Here is a 25,370-nt window from a genome sequence, read left to right on the forward strand (position 1 = left end):
ACCTGGCTAGCCGGACCGCTCCGGGCGACGCCGTAGACTGCACTGATGGGGCACCTCACGTGAGCGAGCGGAGTGCCGTGCTGACTGACCAGCCGCCGCGGTACGGGCACCTGTGCTGGGCGTACGACGACCCGGCCGGGTTCATGACCCATGCCGTGGAGTTCCTACGCGCCGGCTTGGCGGCCGGCGAGCGGGTCTGGTTCGTCGTCTCCGGTCCCGCCGAACCGGTCCGGGACCACCTGCTCGGTGTCCGGAACTTCGCCGACGCGCTGCTGACGGGTGCCGCCCAGGTCCGCTCCCTCGACGGCGCGTACGGCAGCACAGCGGTGATCGATCCGGCGAGTCAGGTGGCGTCCTACCGCCGGGCCACCCGGGAAGCCGTCGCCGCCGGATACAGCGGCCTGCGGGTGGCCGCCGACGCCACCGAGCTGGTCCGTACCGCCGCGCAACGCGACGCGTTCGCCCGTTACGAGCAGCGTGTGAACGAGATGATGCGCACCGAGCCGTTCCAGGCCATGTGCGCGTACGACCGCTCGCAGCTGGGCGAGCCGGCGGTCGCCGAGCTGGCCTGCCTGCACCCGGAACACAACCTCGGCCAGCTGCTGTTCCGGCTGTACGCGGTACCGCTGCGTCAGGGGCAGGCCGCCCTCGCCGGTGAGCTGGACCCGTCCAACCACGACCTGTTCCGCACCGCGCTGGACCGCGCGGATCTGCAACCCGTCGATGACGAACTGGTGCTGGACGCCGACGGGCTCCGTTTCCTCGACCACCGGGCGCTCATCCACCTGAACGAGTACGCCCGGGACCGGCAGGTGACGGTGGTGCTGCGGGCCGCCCGCTCCGGGGTGGCCCGGCTCGCCGCCCTGCTGGACCTGCCCGACCTGCGGGTGGAGGTGACCCGGTGAGGACCGGTGCGGCCGCCGGGCGCACCGGCTACTTCCACGAGGCTCTCTGTTACGGCTCCGACGAGGAACTGCTCGCCGTCGTGGTGCCTTTCCTGGTCGGTGGTGTGGAGGCGAACGAGCCCACCTTCGTCGCGCTCGGCGAGCGCACCGGCAACCTGGTGCGCGCCGCGTTGCCCGCCGACACGAAGGTCGAGTTCCTGTCGGGCGGCGACGTCTACGCCCGGCCCACCGCCGCCATCCGGATGTACCGCCAGCTCCTCGCCGATCTGGTCGCCGACGGTGCCACCCAGATCCGGATCATCGGCGAGGTGCCGCCGGTCGGTCTCGGCCCCACCTGGGACTGGTGGGCCCGGTACGAGTCGGCGATCAACCACGCGTACGACGACTGGCCGTTGTGGAGCATGTGCGCGTACGACACCCGGACCAGCGCACCCGGGGTGCTGGCGGACGTCGCCGCCACGCACCCGTGCTTCGCCGCAGTCGACGGGCGGCACCTGCCCAGTGTCGACTACGTCGCGCCGGAGACCTTCCTGCGCCAGACGCGCCCGATGCCGCCCGACCCGATGCAGACGACCCCGCCCCTGGTTGACCTGCTCGGCCCGACGGCGGCGCAGGCCCGCGCGGCCGTGCACCAGGTGGGCCAGGGCGGGCTCCGGGATGACGAGTTCGACGACTTCGTCGTCGCCATCAGCGAGACCGTCACCAACGGGCTGCGGCACGGCAGTCCCCCGGTCCGGTTCCGGCTGTGGGCGGGCGCGGAACGCATCGTCGCCACCGTCAGTGACGCCGGCCCCGGCCCCCAGAATCCGTACGCCGGGCTGCTGCCGTCGGCCAACGGGGTGCCGGGCGGGCTGGGCTTGTGGATCACCCATCAGTCGTGCAACCACGTCACCTACCACCGCGACGACCAGGGGTTCACCCTGCGACTCACCGCCGGCCGACCGCTGGGCGCCTGACCACGCACGAGTCGTGGCGTACCGCACTACTTGCGGAACGCGTCCTTGATCTTCTCGCCGGCCTGCTTGAGGTTGGCGCGCATCTGGTCGCCGCGACCTTCCGCCGCCAGGCGCTCGTCGTCGGTGGCGTGACCCACGCCTTCCTTGATCTTGCCGCCGGTGTTCTCGGCGGTGTTGTTGAACTTGTCCTCGACGCCCATGTCGCCCTCCCGGGGGATCCTGTCGCTACGTCCAGTCAGGTACCCAGTCCGGCATCGACCAACCGGAAAAGTTCAAGAAACGGGGCGGAACCGGCGCAGCCGGAGGCTGTTGGCCACCACGAACACCGACGAGAACGCCATCGCCGCCCCCGCGATCATCGGGTTGAGCAGCCCGGCGGCTGCCAGCGGCAGGGCGGCCACGTTGTACGCGAACGCCCAGAACAGGTTGCCCTTGATGGTGCCGAGGGTGGCGCGGGCCAGCCTGATGGCGTCTACCGCAGCCAGCAGGTCGTCCCGGACGAGAGTCAGGTCGGACGCCTCGATCGCCACGTCGGTGCCGGTACCCATCGCCAGTCCGAGGTCCGCCTGGGCCAGCGCGGCGGCGTCGTTGACGCCGTCGCCAACCATCGCCACCACCCGGCCCTCCCCCTGCAACCGGGCGACCACCTCGACCTTCTCCGTGGGCAGCACCTCCGCGATCACCTCGTCGATGCCCACCTCAGCGGCCACCGCCCGGGCGACCGTGGCGTTGTCACCGGTGAGCAGCACCGGCTTCAGGCCGAGCGCGCGCAGCCGCCGTACCGCCTCCCGGCTGGTCGGCTTCACCTGGTCGGCCACGGCGAGCAGGCCACGGGCCTGGCCGTCCCAGCCGACCAGCACGGCCGTGCGCCCCGCCGCCTCCGCGTCGGTCGCTGCCCGGGCGAGATCATCCGGTACGACCAGACCCCGCTCATTCAACAGCCGGGCCCGGCCGAGCAGCACCTGGCGGCCGTCCACGGTGCCGCTGACCCCCAGCCCGGCCACGTTCGCGAAATCGGTGACCGGCGGCAGCACGCCGACCTCGGCGGCACCGGCCACCACCGCTCGGGCGACCGGGTGCTCCGAGCCGTTCTCCAGGGCGGCAGCCAGGCGCAGCACCTCGTCGCGTCGCTCACCTCCGGCGGGGGTCACCGCGAGCAGGCTCATCCGGCCGGTGGTCACGGTGCCGGTCTTGTCGAGCACCACGGTGTCCACCCGCCGGGTGGACTCCAGCGCCTCCGGCCCCTTGATCAGGACGCCGAGCTGTGCGCCCCGCCCGGTGCCGACAAGCAGCGCGGTCGGGGTGGCCAGGCCGAGGGCGCACGGGCAGGCGATGATCAGCACCGCCACGGCGGCGGTGAAGGCGGCGGCCGGGCCGGCGCCGTTCCCCAGCCACCAGCCCAGGGTGCCGGCAGCCAGGGCGATCACGATCGGCATGAAGACTCCGGAGATGCGGTCGGCGAGCCGCTGGGCGGCGGCCTTGCCGCTCTGCGCCTGCTCGACCAGCCGGGCCATCTGGGCGAGCTGGGTGTCGGCGCCGACCCGGGTCGCGGAGACCACCAGTCGGCCACCGGCGTTGACGCAGCCCCCGATCACCGCGTCACCCGTTCCCACTTCGACAGGTACCGACTCGCCGGTGACCAGGCTGGCGTCGACCGCCGAGGAGCCCTCCTCCACCGTCCCGTCGGTGGCGATCTTCTCGCCGGGCCGCACCACGAAGCGATCGCCCACCGCGAGCTGGTCGACCGGGACCCGGGTCTCCACCCCGTCCCGCAGCACTGACACGTCCCTGGCGCCCAGTTCCAGCAGGGCCCGCAGGGCCGACCCGGCGGTGCGCTTCGCGCGCGCCTCGAAGTAGCGACCGGCGAGGATGAAGGTGGTCACCCCGGCGGCCGCCTCCAGATAGATGTTGCCGGCGCCGTCGGTACGACCGATGGAGAAGCTGAACGGGTGGGTCATGCCGGGGGTACCGGCGGTGCCGAGGAACAACGCCCACACCGACCAGCCGAGAGCGGCCAACGTGCCCAGCGACACCAGGGTGTCCATGGTCGCGGCACCGTGCCGCAGGTTGACAAGCGCGGCCCGGTGGAAGGGCAGCCCGCCGTAGACCACCACCGGGGCGGCCAGGGTCAGCGACAGCCACTGCCAGTAGGTGAACTGCCAGGCCGGCACCATGGCCAGCGCGATCACCGGCAGGCTCAGTGCCACCGACACCCACAGCCGGGTACGCAGGGCATGCAGCGGATCCGCCGGCTCGGCGGCAGCCGGTCCGGCCGGGGTGGGCGGCGGCGGCAGGCTGGCCTGGTAACCGGTCTTCTCGACGGTGGCGACGAGATCGTCCGGAGTAACCGGGTCGGCGTACGAGACCGTCGCCTTCTCGGTGGCGTAGTTGACGGTGGCCTGCACGCCGTCGATCCGGTTGAGCTTCTTCTCGATCCTCGCGGCGCAGGACGCGCAGGTCATCCCGCCGATGGCCAGCTCGATCAGGTGCGGCGCGGTGGTCAGGGGTCGGCTCGTACTCATTGCGGGTCCTGTCAGTCGTGTCCGTGCCCGGGGGTCCCGTGCCCGTCCTCGGGCGCGGTGGTGGGGTGCCCGTCGGCCGGTCCGGTGGTGCCGCCCGGGTCACCGACGTGCACCGTGAACTCGGCGGTACGCACCACTCCCCGGTGGCGGAAGTCGAGATAGAGCCGGTACGCGCCGGCCGAGGGGAACTCGGTGGCGAAGCTGACCTGTGGGCCGGGGGCGGTGCGCCCGTCTCCCGGGCTGCCCTCCGGGTGTACGTGGAGATAGGCCAGGTCACCACGGCGCAGCGCGACCAGGTGACCGTACGCGCCGAGGTACGGCTCCAGGTCGGTGACAGGTGTGCCGTCGCGGCTGACGGTGAGCGTCAGCGTCGTGGTGCGCCCCGGCTGCGGGGCTCCGGTGAGGGCGACGGTGTAGCCGTCGACGGTGGCGTTGCTCGCCGGGGCGGGCAGCGGTCGCTCGGCCAGCGTGCCGGGGACGGTCACGTCGACGCCGAGCGTCAGGGGGTCGCCGCCGGTCGGGGTGAAGTCGGCGAAGGCCCGCCACACCCCGGGAGAGTCCAGCGGTGAGGCGATCCGCCAGGTGCCGTCCCCGGCCAGCTCCGGATGGACGTGCCGGAAGCCGGAGAGGTCGCGACGGGCCACGATGAGGTGCATCCGTTCGTCGTGGGTGACGTCGTACCCGGTCACCGGACGGCCATCGGGACCGGTGATCCGGAACGCGAACTCACCCGGCGGCGCGTCGACCGGCACCAGGGTGTAGCCACGGTCGGCAACGAGCAGGCCACCGGGCAGGTGCCCGGCTGCTCCTTCCTCGTGCCCGGCCGCCTCCTCATGCCCGGCGTCACCCTCGTCGCGGGCGTCACCGCCGTGGCCGGCGCCCTCGCTGTCGTGGCCGGCGGCGACCACGGTCACCGGGCCGGTCAGCTGCCCCACCCCGTACGCCGCGCCGAACACCGCCGCCAGGCCGAGCACGAAGCCGCTCAGCTTCGTCGCCGTGTTCATGGTTGACCCCTCGGTTTCCGCGCGCCGGCCGGCTCAGGCGCCGGCCAGCTCGTATCCGGCCTCGTCCACGGCGGCACGCACCGCGTCGTCGGAGAGCGGCTGGTCGCTGGTGACGGTGACCCGACCGGCGGCCAGATCCACCTGAACGTCCTTGACGCCCTCGATCGCACCGATCTCGGTGCTGACCGCGTTGACGCAGTGCCCGCAGGTCATGCCCTGCACCTGGTACGTCGTGCTGACCATGGAACTCTCCTCACCACTCTGGAAGGGTGGGCCGAACACCCACCCGGATACCCGCAGGGGGTATCCGTCGCACCGACCGTACCATACCCCCTGGGGGTAGGTTATTCTTGCCGGCATGAGCACACCCGCGCCGATCCGCGGCTACACCGCCAGCAAGGACCAGCTCCTCGCCCGCCTGCGCCGGGTGGAGGGTCAGGTGCGCGGCATCGAGAAGATGGTCGACGAGGACCGCTACTGCATCGACGTGCTCACCCAGATCTCCGCCATCCAGGCCGCCCTGGACAAGGTCGCCCTCGGCCTGCTCGACGGGCACGCCCGGCACTGCATGCACGAAGGCGCCGCCGAGGGGCGCGCCGACGAGATGGCGACCGAGATGATGGCCGCCGTGGGCCGGCTCATGAAGCGCGGCTGACCCGACCCGCCGACGCACCCTCGCGACAGGCGTCGACAGGTCCGGCTGGTTACCATTCGCACACGATGGCCAGCCGAAATCCGTGCCTCGCGGCCCGAGGTCGCCGTCAGGCGTACGCCCGCACGGCCGTCGCGAGCGGGTCCGCAGCTCACGGTACGCAGCCACCCCGCCACGCTCAGGCCATTCGGGCTGCCCTTCCACACCGCCGTCCGGCGGCACTGAACCGTCTCGCCCATCGACACGTACTCAGCCCTGAAATCGTTGGGAGACACTGAATGGGCGCCGACCACACCCGTTCCGCTCCGCCCACCCCGCCGGGGGTGCGGCGGATCCTCGTCGTGACGGTGGTCCCCCTTTTCATCGCCACCCTGGTCGCCGCCATCGTGCTCTGGCCCCGGGACGCCCCGCGCCCCGAGGCCGCCGACGACACCCCCCGCTACCACGGCACGGTCACCCGGGTGGTCAGTGAGCCATGCCCGCCCAACCCGGTGGTACCCGAGGGGACTCCGACGGCTGCGGACGGCCCCTGCGGCACGGTCACCGTCCGGGTGCAGACCGGACCGGACGCCGGGCAGGAGGTGCAGACACCCATCCCGACCGGGCCGGGCGCCCCTCGCGTCGAGGTCGACGACGACATCATCCTGGTCTCGCTGATCGACCCGGAGGATCCGACGGTCAGCACCTACAACATCGCCGAGCACCAACGCGGCAAGCCGCTGGTGTGGCTGGCCGTACTCTTCGCCGCCGCCATCGTCGCCTTCGGGCGGCTGCGCGGACTGGCCGCGCTGGGTGGCCTGGCCGCCAGCTTCGCCATCCTGCTGACCTTCGTACTGCCCGGCATCAGCGCCGGCCAGCCACCGCTCGCGGTCGCCATCGTCGGCGCCTCGCTGATCATGTTCGTGGTGCTGTACCTGACCCACGGCATATCCGCCCAGACCTCGGTGGCCGTGCTCGGCACGCTCGCCAGTCTGGTGCTCACCGGACTGCTCGGGCTGGCCGCGACCGGGGCCACCCACCTGACCGGTTTCGGCAGCGAGGACGCCACCACCCTGTCCATGTTCCGGGCCGACGTCGACCTGCACGGTCTGCTGCTCGCCGGCATCATCATCGGCTCGTTGGGCGTACTCGACGACGTCACGGTCACCCAGGCCGCCGCGGTCAACGAGTTGCGCCACGCCAACCCGGACCTCTCCCGCCGGGAGTTGTACCGCTCGGCCACCCGGGTCGGGCGGGCACACATCGCCTCGGTGGTCAACACGATCGTGCTGGCGTACGCCGGCGCCTCGCTGCCCCTCCTGCTTCTGCTGACCGCGGATTCCCGCGCACTGGGGCAGATCCTGACCAGCGAGTTCCTCACCACGGAGATCGTTCGTAGCGTGGTCGCCACGCTCGGGCTGATCGCCGCGGTACCGCTTACCACCGCGCTGGCTGCGGTGGTCAGCACCGCCGGGCGCGGCGACGCCGACGTCCGCGGCGGTGAGCCCACCCCCGTGATTCCCCGGCCGGCAACGGACCGGGCCGAGGCGCTCCACGCCCTCAGCACCCCACCCACCCGAAACACGTCCCCCGCCACCCCTCCAAGGTGGCCCGACCCGGACAGGAGCACGGACACCACATGGTGACACTCCTCAACGTGACCGCCCCTGTATACGCGGCTCGTAATCGTGTCGCTGGTCACTCAAAGCGATTACGAAATGACGCATCTAGTCGGGTTCGGGGCGTAGAAGCACAGATGGACTGTCAGGTAACCTCACTGCCGGTCACCGCCGAAGGCGCGCAGCGGCGCCTGCGGTGCCGCCGCCCAATCGCCGCCAGGCGAGCCGGGGACCCAGGTACGTGGGGTGAATCCGCGAAAGCGGTAGGGGCCACTTCCGTCCCGAACCCGTCAGCTAACCCGGTCGGCGGTCGATGGAAGGGAAAACAGTGACGGCACCCCTACGCCGCTGGTTGACGCCCGTGGTGGCCGTGTTCGCCGCGTTCGCCGTTTTCGCTGGTCCGATGCCGGCGACGGCCGCACCGAACGACCCCAAACCAGCGGAGCACGACGACGACCCGCCGATGCTCAACGACTTGATCGAGGCGACCACCCGGGACTACTCCAAGGCCAAGGCCAAGCTGGAGAAGTCCAAGAAGCGGCAACTCCGACTGGCGGTTGAGGTCCGCGCCGCTCAGGCTGACCTGGACGCACTCTCGCCACAGGTCGCTCAGATCGCCACCCAGTCGTACCGCACGGGCCGGGTCGGCGCGATCGCCATGCTGTTGCAGAGCAGTGCACCGGACTCGTTCATCAACCGGGCCTCGGCGCTGGACGAGCTGAACCTGGTGAACGACAAGAAACTGGGCGAGGTCAACGCGATCAAGCTCCGCGCCGAGCAGGCCAAGCTCGCGCTCGACGCCGAGGTGCGCGAGCAGAAGAAGCTGACAAATGACATGGCGCGCAAGAAGAGCGAGGCGGAGAAGTCCCTCCGACTGGTCGGTGGTGTCGGCCTGACCGGCGGGTTGGTGGACGCCACCTCGCCGGTGGCCCGGATCGCGCCGAACCGGGCCTCGGACGGCGGCTGGAAGCCCGAGTCGTGCAGCCAGAACGACCCCACCACGTCGGGCTGCATCACGCCGCGGACGCTGCACATGTACAAGGAGGTCAAGCGAGCCGGATTCAACCGGTTCGTCGGCTGCTTCCGTCCGGGTGACAAGTTCGAGCACCCCAAGGGCCGGGCCTGTGACTGGTCATTGCAGAACAGCGGCTTCAGCCCGTGGCACAACAACGACACCCGGATCTACGGCAACAACCTGGCGGCCTTCCTGGTCCGCAACGCCGACCGACTGGGCGTCTACTACGTGATCTGGAACCGGCAGATCTGGTTCGCGGCCACCGAGCGCTGGAGTTCCTACAGTGGCCCGTCCAACCACACGGACCACGTACACGTGTCGCTGCTCTGATCGCTCACACGACGCACCGAGGGCCGTCCCGCCAACCGTGGTGGGACGGCCCTCGTCGTTCCGGAGGTCACCGTCGGACGCGGTCGCCGACTGCCGGTACCCGGACCGGCGTCATTCCTCGCGACAGGTCGCGGGATCAGGGCGCGGTCGCCATCGCACCGCCGAGTGCGGCGGGTTCCGCGGCGACCGCCCGCACCTCACCGGCGGCCAGTCGGTACGACATGCCGACCACCGCACATCGCCCGGCAGCCACCTCCGCGGCGAGAGTCGTGGAGGAGGCCAGCATCGTCTCGACGGTCCGCGCGATGTGGATGTCCACGATGCCGTCCAGGTCGTGCACTCCGGCGTCCTGCGCCCGGCGCAGGCTCGGCACCACGGCGTCGACCACGGCGCCCAGATGCCCGGGCGGCGTGGTGGCGGTGGCCAGTGCCTCGCGGGCCGCCTGGACAGCGCCGCACGAGTCGTGGCCGAGCACCACCACCAGGGGCGTACGCAGCACGGCCACCGCGTACTCCACGCTGCCCAGCACCTCCGGCCCGACGGTGTGCCCGGCGGTACGAACCACGAAGAGGTCGCCCAACCCGCGATCGAAGATGATCTCGGCGGCGAGCCGGGAGTCGGAGCAGCCGACGATCACCGCGAAGGGATGCTGTTCGGCCGCGACGGCGGCCCGCCGCCCAGCGTTCTGGTTGGGATGCCGCAGTGCGTCGGTGACGAACCGACGGTTCCCGGCGAGCAACTCGGCGAGGGCCCGCTGCGGGGCGCCGGGAAGATCCGCGCTGAGCAACTCGCGGTCCGGTCCGGGCTGGGGACCGAGCGTTCCGGGTCGACTCATCCGGCTGCACCTCATCTCTGGGAGGAATGCCTGGTCATCCCGGCCGGCGCTGGTCACGGGCTGCCATCACGGTCACACGCGCCATAACGCACGTCAAGCTATACGTGATATGCATTTCATACATCAGTCGACGCTTGCGCTCGGCCGAACCGAGGCCGGTAACGACGCGGGCCGGGGTACTCGAACGGCAGGTCATACGATGGCGGGCATGGCGAGCACTGACGGACGGGAAAGCGCACGGAACTGGACTTTCCTCACGAACCACGCGCACGTCCTGCTCGCCATCGCCCGTAACCCCACCGCCCGGCTACGCGACGTCGCGACGGAGGTCGGCGTCACCGAACGTGCCGCTCAGGCCATCGTCGCCGACCTGGAGGCGGGCGGCTACCTGCACCGCACCCGGGTGGGCCGGCGCAACGAGTACACCCTCAACCCGGCCGGGCGCTTCCGCCACCCGGCGGAGGCCGACCACCAAGTGGGTGACCTGCTGGCCCTCTTCACCAAGGGGCAGGTGACCGACACCGCCGACCACTGAGCCGGCACCAGTCCTGATCAGACGACGTGGCGCGCTTCACCCACCCGCAAGGATCGCCGCGCTGCGATCAGGCCGACGGCGGGATAGGTTGGATCCCGTGTCGTCTCCAGCATTCGCCCGTCCACTGTGGCCGGCAATGCTGTGCGCACTTCGTGAGCTGACCCGGTTGGCGTTGGCGACCCTGGTGCTAGCCGTAGGTGTCGGTGGGGCCGTCGCGGCCGATCCGCCGGCCCGGCCCACCGCCGTACCACCACCGAACGCCACGGTCGTCGGCGGCTCGCCATCCACCGCGATGTCGGCCGTCCAGCCCATCGTCGAGCCCGCTCAGGCGGTCGACGCCGGCCAGGTTTGGCGGGCGCCGGCCACCGGCGCACCGCTGCGGCCCGACCGTACCGACGCCGAGCCGGCCGATGCCGCCCAGGTCGATCACCGCGCCGCCCCGGTGCCCGCCGTCCGGGCGGGCGAGCCGACCCGTCGCGGCCCACCCACCGCCTGACCGACGGCGGTCCGCTCGACCGATCGAGCCAGGTGACGCCGCCGCTCCGCCGGCCAGATGCCCGGTGGGCCCAACGGCCACCGCGGCATCAGCCGTGCCCCGGCATCAGACCCGCCGTCACAACCCGCGTCCATCACAGTCGACGACTCATCCCGACCGCGAGGTGTTGATGATGCGTACCGCTCTCTCCTCCGTCCTGCTCGACGCGCCCCGCGCCGCCGCTATCTGGCTGGGCCTGCTCGGCGTGGTGACGCTCGCCGTCACCGGCCTGCTGCTACGACCTCGACTCTTCCGCTTCGACGCCGGCACCCGCATCCGCGAGGCCGCGCTGCCGAGCCGGTCCGACCACGCCGAGCAACGACGTGACCAGGAGCGCTGGGCCGAGGAGGTCACGATCGCGGCGGAGCGGGCCGACGCGACGGCCCGGCACCGCCGCGACGAATGGCTCACCGCCCAGGACGAGGCCGAGCAGGCGTGGCAGGCGTACGAGGCGGCGGAGGCGGACGTACGCCGGCTCTCCGATGCCGCCGGCATGCCGCTGCCGAAGACCGCCCGCACCCCCGCCGAGTACGCCGACCGCGAGCGCTGGCTGCACCGGGCCGCCCTGGACGCGTACTGGCGGCGGGAGTTGTCGGTGGAGCAGCTCAGCGACGTCTTCGCGCACCGCGGCTGGGATCCCCGGTTGCACCCGGTGGAGCAGGAGTTGATGCTGCGTCGGGCGGTACGCGACCACCTGCTCGCCCGGCAGCGGGCGGCCCGGGAACGGGAGCAGGCGACCTGGCGGGCCGCGGAACTCGCCGCCGCCGCAGCCCGCAGCCTGCGCGAGGAAGCAGCCGCCGCGCTGATGCCGGCGGCCACGGAACGCGAGTCGCTCCTTCCGCTGACCACACCCGCTGCCGCCGAGCAGACCCGGGAGATCCCGGCGGTCGTCGGCCGGGCACCGGTCGCCGCGTACTGATAGCCGAACGCCCTCCCACCCGGTCGCCGGCAATTAGTGTCGGAAGGACGTCGACCGGGTACCGACCTCGCCGGACATTGAGGAGGGCCGACGTGGTCGCAAGCGATGGCGGGAACCAGCCCGACGAGACGGCGCTGCGGGGTGCCGGGCCGCGCCAGACCTGGGCCGCCCTGCCCTGGCTGGTCCGCTCCGCCGTGGTGTGGAGCGCCTGCCTGGTGGTGATCGCCGCCGGGCTCTACCTGCTGGCGCGGATCACGCTGCTGGTCACCCCGCTGGCCATCGCCCTGGCCGCCACCCTGTTCCTCGCCGCGCTGCTCGATCCGGTGAACCTGGCGCTCCGCCGGCTGCGCCTGCCGGCCGCGCTCGCCGCTCTGCTCAGCGTTCTCTTCCTGCTCGGCATCCTGGGCGGTGTCGGCGCACTGGTGTGGAGTCTGACCGCCGACCAGTTCAGCGAGTTGGGCCAGGAACTGCGGCAAGGGCTGGAGCGCACCCGCGACTTCGTCACCTCCACCCTGCCGGTCAGCGACGCACAGCTCGACAGCCTGCTCAACCAGTTGCGCCAGGCGATCAGCCAGCAGCAGGTGGACCCGGTCGCCAGCGCCCGCACCGTGGCCGAGGTCGTGGGCTCCGCCCTGCTCGCCCTGGTGCTGCTGTTCTTCCTGCTCAAGGACGGCCGGGAGATGTGGCAATGGACGCTGCGCCGGGCCGCCGGGCGCAACCGGGACATCGCCGCCGAGGCGGGCCGTGTCGGCTGGCACACCCTCGGTTCGTACAGCCGGGGCACCATGTTGATCGCGGCCATCGACGCCATCGGTATCGGCCTGGCGCTGGTTCTGCTCAGGGTGCCGCTGGCGTTCCCACTAGCATTGATCACGTTCATCGGCGGGTTCGTGCCGATCGTCGGTGCCACCGTGGCCGGCGCGGTCGCGGTGCTGGTGGCCCTGGCCGCCAACGGGCCGACCACCGCCCTGCTCACCCTGGCCGCCGTGATCGCCGTTCAGCAGATCGAGGGCAACCTGCTGGAGCCGCTGGTGATGAAGCGCCAGGTACGGCTGCATCCAGTGGTGATCCTGGTCGCGGTGACCGCCGGCACCCTCATCGCCGGCATCGCGGGAGCCTTCGTGGCGGTCCCGATCACGGCCGTCGCCTGGCGGGTCATCGACAGCGTGCAACGTCAACGGCAGGCCGCCGCGAATGCCTCCGATTCGGCGTCCGGCCCGCCGGCACCCGATTCACCCCCATCGAGAACGCCTCCGTCCGGCCCATCGACCACAGCCCCCGCACCATCACCCTCCGAACCGTCGTCGTCCGGACCCGCCCCCGAGCCCACCTGACGTCCCCATCGCTCGGCGCTCGGCACTCGGCACTCGGCACTCGGCACTCGGCACTCGGCGCTCGGCGCTCGGCGCTCGGCGCTCGGCGCTCGGCGCTCGGCGCTCGGCGCTCGGCATCAGCTTGCGGCATGTCGGGCCGTCAACCCGACGGGAAAGCGCAACATGCCGCAAACCGTGTCCTTACGCCGACCGCAGCGGCCAACATGCCGCAAACCGCGACTCCACCGGCAACCGCGCAGACAGGAGATGCCCCGAGTCGCGCGCCCTCAAGCCGACCCACGGACCCGACATGCCGCATGTCGCACCCTCACGCCGACCGGATGACCCGACATGCCGCATGTCGCGACCCCCGCGAGGGCCGCACCCTCGACCGGGGCCGGGGGCCGGGGCCGGGCTGGGGAACAGGACCACGGGTGGGGGTCTCAGGCGGAGGCGGGTTGGGGGTGCAGGTGGTCGTGGAACCAGTCAGCCGCGGCCTCGGCGACCTGGTCCAGGGTGCCCGGCTCCTCGAAGAGGTGCGTAGCGCCGGGGATCACCCGCAGTTCGGCCTGGGACGTCAGCTGATCGAGCGCCTGCTCGTTGAGGGTGATCACCTGCTCGTCGAGACCGCCGACGAGGAGCAGCGTGGCGGCGCGCACCTGGGCCAGCGCGGAACCGGCCAGGTCTGGACGACCACCGCGGGACACCACAGCTTGGACCAGGTCCGGCCGCCGCGCGGCGGCGACCAGCGCGGCGGCTGCCCCGGTGCTCGCGCCGAAGAGGCCGACCGGGGTCGTCCCGAACGGCCGCTCGGTGGCCAGCCAGTCCACGATCCCGGCGAGGCGGTCGGCCAGCAGCCCGATGTCGAAGCGCAGCTCGGCGGTGACCGCGTCCACCTCGTCCTCGGCGGGGGTGAGCAGATCCACCAGGACGGTGCCGAACCCGGCCCGATTGAGCTGGTGAGCCACCGCCACGTTGCGTGGACTGTGCCGGGAACTGCCACTGCCGTGCGCGAACAGCACCGCGCCGACCGGCTCCGCCGGCACCAGCAGATCGGCCGGGAGCAGGACCTCACTCGCCGGGATCGTCACCGCTTCGTCGCGTACGTCCATCTCGCCCCCCAGTGGCCGACTCAGCCTGCCGGATACCCGGCTCGGCCGACGACACGCCCGGCGGTCGCCCTGGGCGCGGGTTTGCGTCGGGGGGTGCCGGGTAGCCGACGGGCGACCGCAGACGGACCGGCGTCACCGGCGCCGCCGACAGATCGCGAGGACCGTCATGCCGCATCACCAGCGTGAGCCTGTGCAGTCCGCCGCCGAACGCGAACGGCGGGAACAGGGCGACAAACGCGGACGGGACTGGGCGGACGACGCGGCCCAGGCGCGTTCGGCCGACGATCCCCGGGCGAGGACGCCCCACGACGCCACCGGCCGCCCTTCCCAGGGCGAGCCCATCTGACGGCGGCGTAGCCGGGTCAGGCCGGGTTCTCCGGCAGCCGGAGCAGGGGTGCCCGACCGGGTGCCTGCTCCGGCATCGGCAGGTCCGTACGCGGCGGCGGATTCGGTACGGTCACCGGCTCGTCGCAGGTGACGCGCACCGGTTTGCCGTGGTGCCGCAGCTCGATGACGGAATCCGGGGCGGCGTGGTGCAGGGCGTACGTCGTGTCGTGGCCGCGTACGTCGACCCGCAGCCGCATCCCGCACCACTGGAGCGAGAACGACAGGCCGTTGAGCCGGCTCGACAGGCAGGGCGCGAAGGACAGCGTTCCGTCATGGTCCCGTAGGCCGCCGAACCCGGCGACCAGCGCGATCCAGGCGCCCGCGAGCGAGGCCATGTGCACCCCGTCGCGGGTGTTCTCGTTCAGGTCGTGCAGGTCCATCAGCGCGGCCTCGCGCAGGTAGCTGTGCGCCAGATCGGAGTAGCCGACCTCCGCCGCCAGCACCGCCTGGGTACAGGCCGACAGGGACGAGTCGCGGACCGTACGTCGCTCGTAGTAGAGGAAGTTGCGCAGCTTCTCCTCCGTGGTGAAGGCGTCGCCCCGCCAGTGCATGGCCAACTCCAGGTCGGCCTGCTTGATGACCTGTTTGCGGTACAGGTCGAAGTACGGATAGTGCAGTAGCAGCGGGTACTTGTCGGGCGGGGTCTGCTCGAAGTCCCACTCCTGCAACCGGGTGAAGCCCTCCACCTGCTGGTGCACCCGGAGTTCCTCGTCGTACGGGATGTGCATGGCCGCGGCGGCGTCGCGCCACGCGGCGGCCTCCTCGTCGGTGACCCGGAGGTGGAACGCCTCGTCGCGGTACCGCATCGCCACCTCGGCGGCGGTCCGCAGGTTCCGCTGGGCCATCAGGTTGGTGTAGATGTTGTCGTTCTTGACGGCGGTGTACTCGTCGGGACCGGTGACCCCGTCGACGTGAAAGTTGCCGCTACGGTCGTGGTGCCCGAGCGAGCGCCACAGCCGGGCGGTCTCCACCAGCAACTCCAGCCCGATCTCCCGCTCCACCTGCCGGTCGCCGGTCACCAGCACGTAGCGGCGCAGGGCGTCGGCGATACCGGCCGCGATGTGGAAGGCGGCGGTGCCCGCCGGCCAGTACCCCGACGACTCCGGCCCCTCAATGGTCCGCCACGGGAAGGCGGCACCGGCCAGGTTGAGCGTCCGGGCCCGCTCCCGGGCCTGCTCCAGGGTGGAGAAACGCCAGTACAGTGCGTCCCGTACGGCGGCGGGATGGGTGTAGGTCAGCACCGGCAGGACGAACATCTCGGTGTCCCAGAACGCGTGCCCGTCGTACCCGGGGCCGGTGAGCCCCTTGGCCGAGATAGGCCGCCGTTCCGCCCGCGCGCCCGCCTGGAGCACGTGGAACAGGCCGAACCGGACCGCCTGCTGCACCTCCGGATCCCCGTCGACCACGACGTCGGCGGCGTCCCAGAACTCGTCCAGGTACTCCCGCTGCTCACGGACCAGCCCATCCCAGCCGTCCAGCTTCGCCGCTGCCAGGGCGGCACCGACCTGATCGCGCAGGGCCGGCAACGAGCGCCGGCTGGACCAACCGTAGGTGAGGTACTTGACCACCTGGAGCTTCTGCCCCGGCTCCAGCACGCACGCCACGGTGGTACGGACCCAGTCCTCGTAGCCTTCGGAGCCGACGGACGTCCGGGCCGGCGAGGCCACCTCGTGGTCCATGGCGGCGGCGACCCGCAACCCGGAGACCTTGGTCTGATGGACCAGCAGCCCACCGGCCGGGGTGGTCAGTTCCTCCTCCGCCTGCAACGGTGATTCCAGCACCGCGGCGACGCGCGGGTCGCGGCTCTGTGGCGGCAACGTCTCGTTGGCCACCAGCTCCGACTGGATGATCAACCGCAGCGGCTTGTCGTCGGCCACCTCCACCTCGTAGCGGATCGCGGCCACCGAGCGCTGCCGGAAGGAGACCAGCCGGGTGCTGTTCACCCGGACCTCGCGCCCGGCCGGCGACCGCCAGTGCAGCGACCGGTGCAGGGTGCCGGCGCGCATGTCGAGGATCCGCTCGTGGGCGAGCACCTCGCCGTAGCGCACGTCGAGCGGCTCGTCATCGACCATCAGCCGGATGAGCTTGCCGTTTGTGACGTTCACGATGGTCTGGCCGGACTCGGGAAAACCGAAACCGGCCTCCGCGTACGGCAGGGGCCGCAGCTCGTAGAACGAGTTGAGGTAGGTGCCGGGCAGCCCGTGCGGCTCCCCCTCGTCCAGGTTGCCGCGCAGCCCGACGTGTCCATTGGAGAGTGCGAACACCGACTCGGACTGGGCGAGCACGTCCATGTCCAGCCGGGTCTCCCGGACGTGCCACGGTTCGACCGGATACGCCCGCTCCCGGATCACTCGGGCCGCCCGGTGTCGAGCAGGTCTCCGAGGTCGTCGACCACCACATCGGCGCCGTGTGCGCGCAGTTCGTCTGCGTGGCCGGCCCGGTCCACGCCGATCACGTACCCGAAACCGCCGGCCCGCCCGGCTTCGACGCCGGCCAACGCGTCCTCGACCACAGCCGCCTTCTCCGGTGCCACGTCGAGCAGTTTCGCCCCGGCGAGGAAGGTGTCCGGGTGCGGCTTGCCGCGTAGCCCTTCGGCTCGGGCGGTGAGCCCGTCCACCCGCGCCTCCAGCAGCGGCTCCAGGCCGGCGGCGGCGACCACCTCGCGGCCGTTGGCGCTGGCCGTGACGACCGCCCGCCGCAGCCCCGCCGCAGCCACCGCCTTGAGGTACGCGACCGAGCCGGGGTAGACGTCCACTCCGATGGTGCGGATCCGCTCCAACACCATGGCGTTCTTCTGGTTGCCGAGGCCGTGCACGGTCTGGGCCCCCGGCGGATCCTCCGGTGCGCCCTCGGGCAGGGTGATGCCGCGGGAGGCGAGGAAGGTCCGCACCCCGTCCAGACGGGGGCGACCATCGACGTAGCGGTGATAGTCCGGCCCCGGATCGAACGGTCGGTACGGCTCACCTGTGGTGGCCGACCGCCGTCTCAGGTAGTCGTCGAACGTCTCGGTCCAGGCGGCGTTGTGCACCCGGGCGGTCTGCGTGAGCACCCCGTCGAGGTCGAACAGAACAGCGGTCACATGATCAGGCAGGCCGAGCATCGTATCAATCTATCCGCCGACACGTACCGGCAAACGCACTTCCACGGATACCGGCGCGGCGGCGTGCGGGGTGCAGTCAGTCGACCGCAGCTGGTTCACCTCGCATGGTCAGAGTCCGGCTGCGGAGTCGTACCGACGGCGCAGGTCGGCCATCTCGGACGCCTCCAGCGCCTCCTTCTCCGCCAGTTCCGCGTACTTGGCCGGGAACATCTGCCGCAGCCGGTCGATGAACCGGGTGTCCTCGGTCGCCTCGACCACCTCGATGCCCGCCGGCTCAGTGGACATGTCGATGATCACCGGACCGGCCAGTTTGACCGCCCAGTCCCAGGGGCGCCCCTGCTCGGCGACCCCGCAGAGATGGAAGCCGTAGACCGTCTGCACGTCAGCGAGCACGGTGACCTCGGCCGGCTCGAAGCCGTAGACGTGCACGCCGCAGATCACCGCGGGCTTCGTCTCCTCGCCGTTCGCCACCTGCTGGATGTCGTGCCCGGCATGATTGTGCTGCTCCGGGTCCGCCTCCTCCAGCGTGGTACGCATCCAGTTCATGATCTGCCCGTGCAGATCCGGCGGCTCCGTCTTCGAGCTGGCCGAGCTGACCAGTACGACAGCGCCCGCCGACACCACCAGCAGGATCGCCGCCGCCCACACGTAGCGGTGTCGGAGCCACCCTGCGAAACTCTCCCGGGAAATCATGATCGCTTCTCACCTCGTCGCCGGTTCTGTGCTTTGCGGACCACTGGGACGCCTCCGGCGGGTCGACGCTCGACCGCCTCGGTCGACGCGCAGACGCATGCCGGTGATACGAACGGTGGAACACCGTGCCCGGGTAGGTGTGACCGGTGAAGTTGGCCCAGGTGAGCGGCGCGCAGGCATCCGCCCGAGCGATGCGCAACCGGCACTGCGTTGACTCCCGTGCTGGCCGTGCTCAGCGCGTTTGCCCCCGCGCTGCGGCGATATGAGCCATTCCAGCACGCTTGGGCCCGCTCCGGCAACATCGACGGCCCTCAACGGTCACGACGACAGCCGCAACGGTCTCGGCGGCGGCGCTCAATCCGATCATCGCCGCACGACCCGACGACATCCCAGTCACCCGGCACCCGGCACCCGGCACCCGGCACCCGGCACGATCCCCCGGCGCAGGGCAGGCGCAGGATGCCGCATGTCGGGTGATCCCCGAGTCAGGAAGCCCCAACATGCCGCATGCCGCGCGCGCAACCAGAGAGGGAGGGGGCGACGACATGCCGCGCGCAACCAGGACAGGAGGGGGGCGGCGACATGCCGCATGTCGGGCCATCACCAGGACGGGAGAGGGCGAGTTGCGGCATGTCGGGCCGCCATGAGGACCCGAAGCACCCGACTTGCGGCCATGTCGGGCGTGCGACCAGGATGCGACGGAGCGACTTGCGGCAGGTTGGGGGGGACTGAGGCGGGGGTGTTGCGGGCCCGAGCGGCAGGGTGAGCTTGCGCGGTCAGTTCGGGCGAAGGGTCCAGATGACGGTCATTTCCGAGGTCGGCTTGCCTTCCTCGGTGGCGATCTCCACGCGTACCGGAAACTCGGGTCGCTCGCCCGCCTCAAGTTCCGCGACCACCTCGGCCGGCGGGCGGCCGAGCCGCGCCGTCGCTCGCACCGGCCCGAGAGCGAGCTTGCGGTACGCGATCTCCGCCCGCACCGCCAGCGGCGTGGCCCGGTCGAGCAGGTGACCGAACGCGGCGAGCACCACCGCACCGGAGGCCGTCTCTCCGAGGGTGAACATGGCCCCGGCGTGCGGGCCACCGATGTGATTGTGGGTGGCCGGCGAGTCGGGCAGCCGGACCACCGCCCGGACCGAACCCTCCGCCTCCGGGGCCACCTCGACGAATTCGAAGCCGAGCGTACGGGCGAAGGGCACCGCCTCAAGCATGCCGGCCGCCACCTGCCGCGAGTCGATGGTCATACCCAGACGCTACCCGTCGGTAACTTCCCCGGCAAGGAGCCGTTCGGGTCAGCGCCAGCCGACGTCGATGCGGTCGCCGCGCTCGTCGAAGAAGTGCAGGGCGTCCATGCGTACCTGGACCGCGAGCGGGTGGCCGGCGGTGACGGCGGGGTACGGCGCGAGGCGGACCGCGAGTTCGGCCGGGCGGCGGTGGTGCCGGCCCGGGTCGTGCAGCACGCTGGTCCGGCTGCCGTTGGTCGCCTGGGTCGTCGGCTCGTTGGCCCGGCCGGTGATCCGCTGCATCACCTGGCCGAACCGGCGCAGGCCGCGCTGGCCGGGCGGAGTGTCCGCATCCACCGGGGCACCGATGTCGTCCACCATGATGGCGGTCGCACCGATGTCGAGGAAGGCGAGCGACTCGTGGCCGTGGTGTTCGAGATAGCGGATGCGGCCCTGGAGCACGTCACCGGGGGTGTCCGGGGCGACCGGGGTGAGTGCCTCGGCCCGCATCCCGACCACGATCCGCTCGCCGTGGTAGTGCGCCACGGCCCGGCTGCGGATGTCGTCCCAGGGCAGGTAGAGCGCCTGCTCCCCGAGGGTGAGCGTGACGTAGCGGTCGAGGTGGACGTAGACCGACGCCTCCAGCAGATTCATCCGGGGGCTGCCCAGGAACGCGGCCACGTAAAGGGTCGCCGGTCGGCCGTACACCTGGGTCGGCGTACCGACGTCCTGGAGAACGCCCTTGCGCATGATGGCGACCCGGTCGGCCATGGTCAGCGCCTCGGCCTGATCGTGCGTCACGTAGATGGTGGTGACCCCCAGCTCGCGGGTCAGGCCGGAGATCTCCGCCCGCAGTTCCGCCCGCAGGCCGCTGTCCAGGTTGGACAGGGGTTCGTCCATCAGGAACAGCCCCGGCCGGCGGACGATCGCCCGGCCCATCGCGACCCGCTGCCGTTGCCCACCGGAGAGCTGGCTTGGGCGCCGCGCCAGTACGTCACCGATGCCGAGGGCGCTGGCCACGTCGGTGACCCGCTCGCCGCGCGGGGTCGGCTCGACCCCGGCCAGTTTGAGCGGGAAGGCGATGTTGTCGTTGACGCTCATGTGCGGGTAGAGCGCGAAGTCCTGGAAGACCATCGCGATCTTCCGCTCCCGGGGCGGCAGGTCGTTGGCCAGTTCCCCGTTGAGCATCACCGCACCCGAGGTCGGGTCCTCCAGGCCCGCGACCATCCGCAGCACCGTCGACTTCCCACAGCCGGACGGCCCGAGCAGCACCATGAACTCACCGTCGTTCACGTCCAGATTGATGCTGTCGACCGCGACCGTGCCGTCGCGGAAGACCTTTGTGACGTCCTTGAGCGCGACGGTGGTCACCGTCTCCTCCCCACCTCGTCCACGGAACCCCGAATGACTGTGGCCAGGATCATGCGGATGGCACATCGGGTAAACGTGCCATGTTTGAATCGTGACAGACCTATTACGTTCCATCGATTAGCGGCGATTGTGCGGAACTTCCAACTCAGACCGGGTTCTCCCCGAGGAACACCTGGCGTACCACCCGCTCTGCGGCACGCCCGTCCTCCAGAGCGCAGAACCGCTCCCGGAAGCGTGCCCGGGCCCGCTCGGCGTCGGGTGACCGCAGCGCACCCGAGCGGAACACGTCGAGCAGTTCGGTGAAGGTCCGGGCCACCGGGCCGGGCGGCTCGGCGACGATGTCCAGGTAGACGCCCCGGGTCAGCCGGTAGGCGTCCCAGTCCGGCGCGTAAATGACGATCGGCCGGTCCAGGACGGCGTAGTCGAACATCGCCGACGAGTAGTCGGTGACCAGCACGTCGGCGGCGAGGTAAAGGTCCTCGACCCGGGGGTGGGCGCTGACGTCCAGGAGCCGACCACGGGTGGTCGGAGGAGGCAGCCGCCGGTCCCGGTCGTGGAAGTAGTGGCTGCGCATCAGCAGCAGGCCGGTAGGGCCCAGCGCGTCCAGGAAACGCTCTGGTTCGAATGGCGGCCGGTACCGGGGCAGATGCTCCCGGTGGGTTGGCGCGTACAGCACGACCTGCTCACCGAGGCCGGCGTCGAGCTCCGCGCGCAGCCGCAGCACCTCCTCGGGGCTTGCGGTGACCAGCCGGTCGTTGCGCGGGTAGCCCACCTCCAAGGTGGCGTACCCGGCCGGATAGGCGCGTTCCCACATCTGGGTGGAGAAGCTGTTCGAGGTGACGCTGTAGTCCCACCGGTCCACCCGGCGCAGCAGCCCGACGAAGTCCATCCCACCCGCGCCGAGCGGATAGCGCTGCTGGTCCAACCCCATCACCTTGACCGGGGTGCCGTGGTGGGTCTGCACGTGCACCGTGCCCGGCCGCTTGCGTACCGAGTCCGGGAAGTTGACGTTGTTGATCAGCCACCGGGCCCGGGCCAGCGCCCGGTGGTACGCGGGAGTGCCGGCGACCACGTACTCGACTCCCTCCGGAAGCGTGTGCACCCGGTCGCGCCGGACGATCCACACCCCCCGGACCTGCGGTGCCAGCCGGCGGGCCGCCTCGTAGACCGCGGCGGGATTGCAGGCGTAGCCGCGATACCAGTACGCGGCGTAGACGGCCAGGTTCTCCTCCACCGGCCGACGCCGCTCGGCCCGCTGGTACTGGCGCAGCACCGCGTCACGCGCACGCCGCACGCCGACCCGGGCCGGTGGCAACACCCGACGGCGGGCCCCGCCGGCAACCCGGCGAACGGTCTCCCCCGCCCGGCTCGCGGTCCGCAACGCGCTGAACGTACGCCACCTGCCGGCCGCCACCAGCCGGTGCTTGAGCCCCGCCACCCCAGCCGGCACCCGGTGCCCGTCGGGCGGCCGGAACCGGGCGTGCTCGATGGCGACCCGGGAAAAGAAGGTCGGTCGCAGCTCGGGCCCGATCCGGTCGCCGTTGCCGAGCACCACCAGGTAGTGCCACATCATCCGCTCGAAGATCGCCGGCCGTAGTTCCTCGGCCCCGAGCCGGTCCAGTTCCCGGAACACCCGGTGCCACTGCTCGAACACGTCGAAGTGGCGCTCGCCGCGGGTCCTCGTGATCGCCCCTGCCCGCCGCTGCCGGTAGTTCACGCAGACCAGGTCCAGCACGCCGATCCGGTCGGCGGCCAGCAGCGTCGGGTAGCTGAAGGAGACGTCCTCGTACCAGCCGGGCGCGAAGCGCAGCCCCGTGTCAGCCAGGAACTGCCGACGGACCAACCGGTTCCACGCGGTGTGCAGCAGCTGCACCGTCTCTGGCCGCTCGACCAGCCGGAACGTGACAGGACCGGGCGGGATGGGAAAGACCTCGGCCATGGCGCTGCGGGTCAACGTGTCGTCCCAGTGCGCGCGTACGTGGTCGACGAGCAGCACGTCCGGCCGGGTCTCGCGCAGTCGGGCGGCCACCTCGACCAGGCAGTCCGCCGTCAGCCAGTCGTCGCCGTCGACGAACCAGACGTACTCGCCGACGGCCCGGTCCAGCCCGACGTTGCGCGCCGGGCCGAGCCCGACGTTGCGGTCCAGGCGTACGGCGGTCACCCGGTCGTCGCGATCGGCGTACTCGGCGAGGATGTCGCCGCTGCCGTCCGGTGAGCAGTCGTCGACTCCGATCACCTCGATGTCGGCAACCGGTTGCGCGAGAATCGAATCCAGGCATTCCCGCAGATAGCCCTGCACCCGGAAGGCCGGGACGACGAAGCTGACAAGCGTCATCGTCCCGGCCCCTCCTCAGCGCGTCGCGCGACCTCCCGCACCCGCCGGCGCCTGCGCGGCACGTACCGGCCGGACCACCCAGGCCAGCACCACGCTCGCCACGAACAGGGCCAACAGGTAGATACCGAGTGTAGCCAGACCAATACTCACGATTCCGGCGATCGCCGCCAGTGCCAGTACCGCCGAACGCCCCTCCCAGCCGAGTGTGGCGGCGTGCAGCGGCGGTGCGGGCTGCCGTTTCTCCAGCCGGGCGACGAGATCGTAGTGATGCAGGGTGAGCACGAAGAGGTACCCGAAGATCAGCCAGAAGGGTGCTCCGCCGATCACGCCGACCGCGATGGCGAACAGGTACTCCCCAGCCCGCAGCGCCGCCGGCACCAGCCAGTCCAGCGGCCCGTTGTGCGCCGCCCGCGCCCCGGCCGCACCGACCAGCAGCACCAGCAACGCCACCAGCACCGCGACCCAGCGAAGCCACGGCGGCGCGCCGTTCCCGCTGGCGTCCACCAGCGTCACCAGCAGCAGGATCGCCGCGCCGAGCGCCGCCACCACCGCGAGCGCCAGTGGCCCCGGCCGCCGCAGCACCGGTAGCCGAGCGGCCAGCGGGCCGTCGTCGCGGTGCAGGGTCGCGTCAAGCGTGTCCAGCACCGGCACCCACATCCAGCGGGCCCGCAGGGTACGCAGCGCGCCGGTGTACGCGAACGCCAGCACACCCCAGGTCAGCACCGCGAACAGGGCGATCCGCTGGTCGAAGAGCGCCACGGTCAGCGAGATCAACGCCCACCGCTCCCCGATCGGGAAGACCACCGTGCGCTTGAGCCAGTACGACACCGAGCCGGCGTCGGCCTGCACCCGGGTCGACGCGGCGTTCAGCCGGTCACCGATGCCGCCGCCACCGGCACCGACGCTCTTCGGCCGGCGTGCCGCCTCGTCGTGCAGCACGCCGTACCACGCGTCGGTCATGTGCCGCACGGTCTGCAGCGTCATCGCGGCGATGGCGAGGGCCCAGCCGTACCGGAACCCGGCCTGGGTCGCGCCGAGGCCGAGCCCGGCGTAGACGAGGTACTCCTTCGCCCGGTCGGCCATGGTGTCCAGCCAGCCGCCCCAGGCGCTGAAGTTGCGGGTGTACCGGGCCAACTGGCCGTCCACGCAGTCCAGCACGAACCCGAGGTAGAGCAGCACCGCCCCGACGACCAGCAGCGGCCGGCCACCGGCGGCGAACATCGCCGCCGCGGCCACCGCGAAGGCCACCGACACCATGGTCACCGCCGTCGGGCTCAACCCCAGCCGGGCGCAGAGCTTGGTGACGTACGGCGACCAGGTGCTGACGAAGTAGGTGGTGAAGAAGTCGTCCTTCTCCTTCACCGACAGCCGCAGCTCGGCCCGGTCCTCGTCGACCGCGGCCACCGCCGCCTCCGCCCGGGCCAGCTCCGCGGCCTCGTCGACCCGGTGCGCGACGAGCAGGCGTACCCGGTGCGCGAAGACCAGCGCGCCCTGCCCGGTGAGGGCGGCGAAGAGCTGGTCCACGACGGGCCCCGCCGCTGCATCCGGGCGGGCGGCCGGCCCGGCCGGTTCGACCGGCCCCGCCCGCTCGGCCGGTCCGGCCGACTCGAACAGCTCGACCGCGACGGCTCCGGCCGGTAGCCGACCGGCGGCGACCGCACGGGCGGCGGCCACCAGCGCCGGTACGTCCTCCCGGCCGACCCGGACCGCGCCGCCGAAGATGCCGGTGGCCGCACCTCCCACCAACTGGTCGGGGCGGCCCGCCTCGACCACCTGGCCGCGCTCCTCGCGCAACACTGTCCGTCCAGCGCTGGGCGGATCGGTCAGCACCAGCGCCACGGTCGGCCCGACCGGACTGGTCAGCAGGTGGCGCAGTACGGCCGTGTGGGCGACCAGGTCGGCCCCGCTGATCACCACCGGGCCGGTCGCCGAGCCGGCCAGCTCGGCCAGCTCGTCCAGGTCGGCGGCCACCCGCACCTCGGCCGCACCGGCTTGGCGCCACTGACCGGCCAGCCGTTCGCCCATGCTCCCGC

General features: G+C 71.6%; 23 protein-coding genes and 1 riboswitch. Of the genes, 10 read left to right on the forward strand and 13 right to left on the reverse strand.

What is annotated here, in order from left to right; all coding sequences use genetic code 11:
• Positions 1-59: 59 nt before the first annotated feature.
• Positions 60-905, forward strand: a complete 846-nt coding sequence (locus O7624_RS13040) for an MEDS domain-containing protein (protein ID WP_282240187.1) — start codon at positions 60-62, stop codon at positions 903-905.
• Complete coding sequence (locus O7624_RS13045) at positions 902-1,861, forward strand: anti-sigma factor RsbA family regulatory protein (protein WP_282240188.1); 960 nt, start codon at positions 902-904, stop codon at positions 1,859-1,861. The genes O7624_RS13040 and O7624_RS13045 overlap by 4 nt, the downstream gene beginning before the upstream one ends.
• A gap of 26 nt (positions 1,862-1,887) precedes the next feature.
• Here O7624_RS13045 and O7624_RS13050 read toward each other — a convergent pair whose 3' ends face one another.
• From O7624_RS13050 to O7624_RS13065, 4 genes are all read right to left on the reverse strand, one after another.
• Positions 1,888-2,061, reverse strand: a complete 174-nt coding sequence (locus O7624_RS13050; protein ID WP_093408532.1) for a CsbD family protein — start codon at positions 2,059-2,061, stop codon at positions 1,888-1,890.
• A gap of 72 nt (positions 2,062-2,133) precedes the next feature.
• The gene (locus O7624_RS13055) at positions 2,134-4,383 is read right to left on the reverse strand and encodes a heavy metal translocating P-type ATPase (protein ID WP_282240189.1); all 2,250 of its coding nucleotides are present in this window, start codon (positions 4,381-4,383) and stop codon (positions 2,134-2,136) included.
• Between the two features lie 11 nt (positions 4,384-4,394).
• Positions 4,395-5,387 (reverse strand): hypothetical protein, encoded by a 993-nt coding sequence (locus O7624_RS13060; protein ID WP_282240190.1) that lies wholly within the window; start codon positions 5,385-5,387, stop codon positions 4,395-4,397.
• A 33-nt stretch (positions 5,388-5,420) separates the two neighbouring features.
• Complete coding sequence (locus O7624_RS13065; protein WP_093408540.1) at positions 5,421-5,630, reverse strand: copper ion binding protein; 210 nt, start codon at positions 5,628-5,630, stop codon at positions 5,421-5,423.
• Positions 5,631-5,745: 115 nt separating this feature from the next.
• Here O7624_RS13065 and O7624_RS13070 point away from each other — a divergent pair, with 115 nt between their 5' ends.
• From O7624_RS13070 to O7624_RS13080, 3 genes are all read left to right on the forward strand, one after another.
• Entirely contained in the window at positions 5,746-6,042 is a 297-nt protein-coding gene (locus O7624_RS13070; protein WP_093408543.1) for a metal-sensitive transcriptional regulator, read from the forward strand.
• Between the two features lie 275 nt (positions 6,043-6,317).
• Positions 6,318-7,664, forward strand: a complete 1,347-nt coding sequence (locus O7624_RS13075) for a YibE/F family protein (protein ID WP_282240191.1) — start codon at positions 6,318-6,320, stop codon at positions 7,662-7,664.
• 166 nt (positions 7,665-7,830) lie between these two features.
• Positions 7,831-7,962, forward strand: a riboswitch (cyclic di-AMP (ydaO/yuaA leader).
• A gap of 3 nt (positions 7,963-7,965) precedes the next feature.
• Positions 7,966-8,982 carry a hypothetical protein gene (locus tag O7624_RS13080; RefSeq protein WP_282240192.1) on the forward strand — a complete coding sequence of 339 codons (1,017 nt, stop codon included), beginning with the start codon at positions 7,966-7,968 and terminating at the stop codon, positions 8,980-8,982.
• Positions 8,983-9,118: 136 nt separating this feature from the next.
• On the opposite strand, the gene O7624_RS13085 is transcribed toward O7624_RS13080, so the two are convergent.
• The gene (locus O7624_RS13085) at positions 9,119-9,817 is read right to left on the reverse strand and encodes a carbonic anhydrase (RefSeq protein WP_282240193.1); all 699 of its coding nucleotides are present in this window, start codon (positions 9,815-9,817) and stop codon (positions 9,119-9,121) included.
• A 199-nt stretch (positions 9,818-10,016) separates the two neighbouring features.
• On the opposite strand from O7624_RS13085, the gene O7624_RS13090 reads away from it, so the two are divergent.
• The 4 genes from O7624_RS13090 (at position 10,017) to O7624_RS13105 (ending at position 13,140) form a co-directional block, all read left to right on the forward strand.
• Positions 10,017-10,352, forward strand: coding sequence for a helix-turn-helix domain-containing protein (locus tag O7624_RS13090; protein ID WP_282240194.1), 336 nt, complete (start codon positions 10,017-10,019; stop codon positions 10,350-10,352).
• Between the two features lie 97 nt (positions 10,353-10,449).
• Positions 10,450-10,848: a hypothetical protein gene (locus O7624_RS13095; RefSeq protein WP_282240195.1), complete on the forward strand. Its 399-nt coding sequence runs from the start codon at positions 10,450-10,452 to the stop codon at positions 10,846-10,848.
• A 169-nt stretch (positions 10,849-11,017) separates the two neighbouring features.
• Positions 11,018-11,806: a hypothetical protein gene (locus O7624_RS13100; RefSeq protein ID WP_282240196.1), complete on the forward strand. Its 789-nt coding sequence runs from the start codon at positions 11,018-11,020 to the stop codon at positions 11,804-11,806.
• A gap of 92 nt (positions 11,807-11,898) precedes the next feature.
• A complete protein-coding gene (locus O7624_RS13105; RefSeq protein WP_282240197.1) occupies positions 11,899-13,140 on the forward strand; it encodes an AI-2E family transporter in 1,242 nt (413 codons plus the stop codon).
• A gap of 422 nt (positions 13,141-13,562) precedes the next feature.
• Here O7624_RS13105 and O7624_RS13110 read toward each other — a convergent pair whose 3' ends face one another.
• The gene (locus tag O7624_RS13110; protein WP_282240198.1) at positions 13,563-14,231 is read right to left on the reverse strand and encodes an alpha/beta fold hydrolase; all 669 of its coding nucleotides are present in this window, start codon (positions 14,229-14,231) and stop codon (positions 13,563-13,565) included.
• A 166-nt stretch (positions 14,232-14,397) separates the two neighbouring features.
• On the opposite strand from O7624_RS13110, the gene O7624_RS13115 reads away from it, so the two are divergent.
• Positions 14,398-14,577 carry a hypothetical protein gene (locus tag O7624_RS13115; RefSeq protein WP_093404158.1) on the forward strand — a complete coding sequence of 60 codons (180 nt, stop codon included), beginning with the start codon at positions 14,398-14,400 and terminating at the stop codon, positions 14,575-14,577.
• A gap of 16 nt (positions 14,578-14,593) precedes the next feature.
• Here the strand turns inward: O7624_RS13115 and O7624_RS13120 are convergent, their stop codons facing one another.
• The 7 genes from O7624_RS13120 to O7624_RS13150 all read right to left on the reverse strand — a co-directional run bounded on the left by O7624_RS13120 (position 14,594) and on the right by O7624_RS13150 (position 25,362).
• Positions 14,594-16,969, reverse strand: a complete 2,376-nt coding sequence (locus O7624_RS13120; RefSeq protein WP_282240199.1) for a glycosyl hydrolase family 65 protein — start codon at positions 16,967-16,969, stop codon at positions 14,594-14,596.
• Positions 16,966-17,718 (reverse strand): beta-phosphoglucomutase family hydrolase, encoded by a 753-nt coding sequence (locus O7624_RS13125; protein WP_093404155.1) that lies wholly within the window; start codon positions 17,716-17,718, stop codon positions 16,966-16,968. The genes O7624_RS13120 and O7624_RS13125 overlap by 4 nt, the downstream gene beginning before the upstream one ends.
• 108 nt (positions 17,719-17,826) lie before the next feature.
• Positions 17,827-18,411 carry a hypothetical protein gene (locus tag O7624_RS13130; protein ID WP_093404153.1) on the reverse strand — a complete coding sequence of 195 codons (585 nt, stop codon included), beginning with the start codon at positions 18,409-18,411 and terminating at the stop codon, positions 17,827-17,829.
• A gap of 776 nt (positions 18,412-19,187) precedes the next feature.
• On the reverse strand, positions 19,188-19,652 hold the full coding sequence (locus O7624_RS13135; RefSeq protein WP_282240200.1) for a DUF4442 domain-containing protein: 465 nt from the start codon (positions 19,650-19,652) through the stop codon (positions 19,188-19,190).
• Between the two features lie 48 nt (positions 19,653-19,700).
• Entirely contained in the window at positions 19,701-21,002 is a 1,302-nt protein-coding gene (locus O7624_RS13140; protein WP_282240201.1) for an ABC transporter ATP-binding protein, read from the reverse strand.
• A 145-nt stretch (positions 21,003-21,147) separates the two neighbouring features.
• Positions 21,148-23,337 (reverse strand): bifunctional glycosyltransferase family 2 protein/CDP-glycerol:glycerophosphate glycerophosphotransferase, encoded by a 2,190-nt coding sequence (locus tag O7624_RS13145; RefSeq protein ID WP_282240202.1) that lies wholly within the window; start codon positions 23,335-23,337, stop codon positions 21,148-21,150.
• A 15-nt stretch (positions 23,338-23,352) separates the two neighbouring features.
• A complete protein-coding gene (locus O7624_RS13150; protein ID WP_282240619.1) occupies positions 23,353-25,362 on the reverse strand; it encodes a DUF5941 domain-containing protein in 2,010 nt (669 codons plus the stop codon).
• Between the last annotated feature and the right edge of the window lie 8 nt (positions 25,363-25,370).

The organism is Verrucosispora sp. WMMD1129 (assembly GCF_029581255.1).
Lineage (GTDB): Bacteria > Actinomycetota > Actinomycetes > Mycobacteriales > Micromonosporaceae > Micromonospora > Micromonospora sediminimaris.

Excerpts from the sequence above, each read along its gene's own strand:
- O7624_RS13050 (WP_093408532.1), bottom strand. The coding sequence starts at position 2,061 with ATGGGCGTCGAGGACAAGTTCAACAACACCGCCGAGAACACCGGCGGC.
- O7624_RS13055 (WP_282240189.1), bottom strand. The coding sequence starts at position 4,383 with ATGAGTACGAGCCGACCCCTGACCACCGCGCCGCACCTGATCGAGCTG.
- O7624_RS13060 (WP_282240190.1), bottom strand. The coding sequence starts at position 5,387 with ATGAACACGGCGACGAAGCTGAGCGGCTTCGTGCTCGGCCTGGCGGCG.
- O7624_RS13065 (WP_093408540.1), bottom strand. The coding sequence starts at position 5,630 with ATGGTCAGCACGACGTACCAGGTGCAGGGCATGACCTGCGGGCACTGC.
- O7624_RS13070 (WP_093408543.1), top strand. The coding sequence starts at position 5,746 with ATGAGCACACCCGCGCCGATCCGCGGCTACACCGCCAGCAAGGACCAG.
- O7624_RS13075 (WP_282240191.1), top strand. The coding sequence starts at position 6,318 with ATGGGCGCCGACCACACCCGTTCCGCTCCGCCCACCCCGCCGGGGGTG.
- O7624_RS13085 (WP_282240193.1), bottom strand. The coding sequence starts at position 9,817 with ATGAGTCGACCCGGAACGCTCGGTCCCCAGCCCGGACCGGACCGCGAG.
- O7624_RS13090 (WP_282240194.1), top strand. The coding sequence starts at position 10,017 with ATGGCGGGCATGGCGAGCACTGACGGACGGGAAAGCGCACGGAACTGG.
- O7624_RS13100 (WP_282240196.1), top strand. The coding sequence starts at position 11,018 with ATGATGCGTACCGCTCTCTCCTCCGTCCTGCTCGACGCGCCCCGCGCC.
- O7624_RS13110 (WP_282240198.1), bottom strand. The coding sequence starts at position 14,231 with ATGGACGTACGCGACGAAGCGGTGACGATCCCGGCGAGTGAGGTCCTG.
- O7624_RS13115 (WP_093404158.1), top strand. The coding sequence starts at position 14,398 with ATGCCGCATCACCAGCGTGAGCCTGTGCAGTCCGCCGCCGAACGCGAA.
- O7624_RS13125 (WP_093404155.1), bottom strand. The coding sequence starts at position 17,718 with ATGCTCGGCCTGCCTGATCATGTGACCGCTGTTCTGTTCGACCTCGAC.
- O7624_RS13130 (WP_093404153.1), bottom strand. The coding sequence starts at position 18,411 with ATGATTTCCCGGGAGAGTTTCGCAGGGTGGCTCCGACACCGCTACGTG.
- O7624_RS13135 (WP_282240200.1), bottom strand. The coding sequence starts at position 19,652 with ATGACCATCGACTCGCGGCAGGTGGCGGCCGGCATGCTTGAGGCGGTG.
- O7624_RS13145 (WP_282240202.1), bottom strand. The coding sequence starts at position 23,337 with ATGACGCTTGTCAGCTTCGTCGTCCCGGCCTTCCGGGTGCAGGGCTAT.
- O7624_RS13150 (WP_282240619.1), bottom strand. The coding sequence starts at position 25,362 with ATGGGCGAACGGCTGGCCGGTCAGTGGCGCCAAGCCGGTGCGGCCGAG.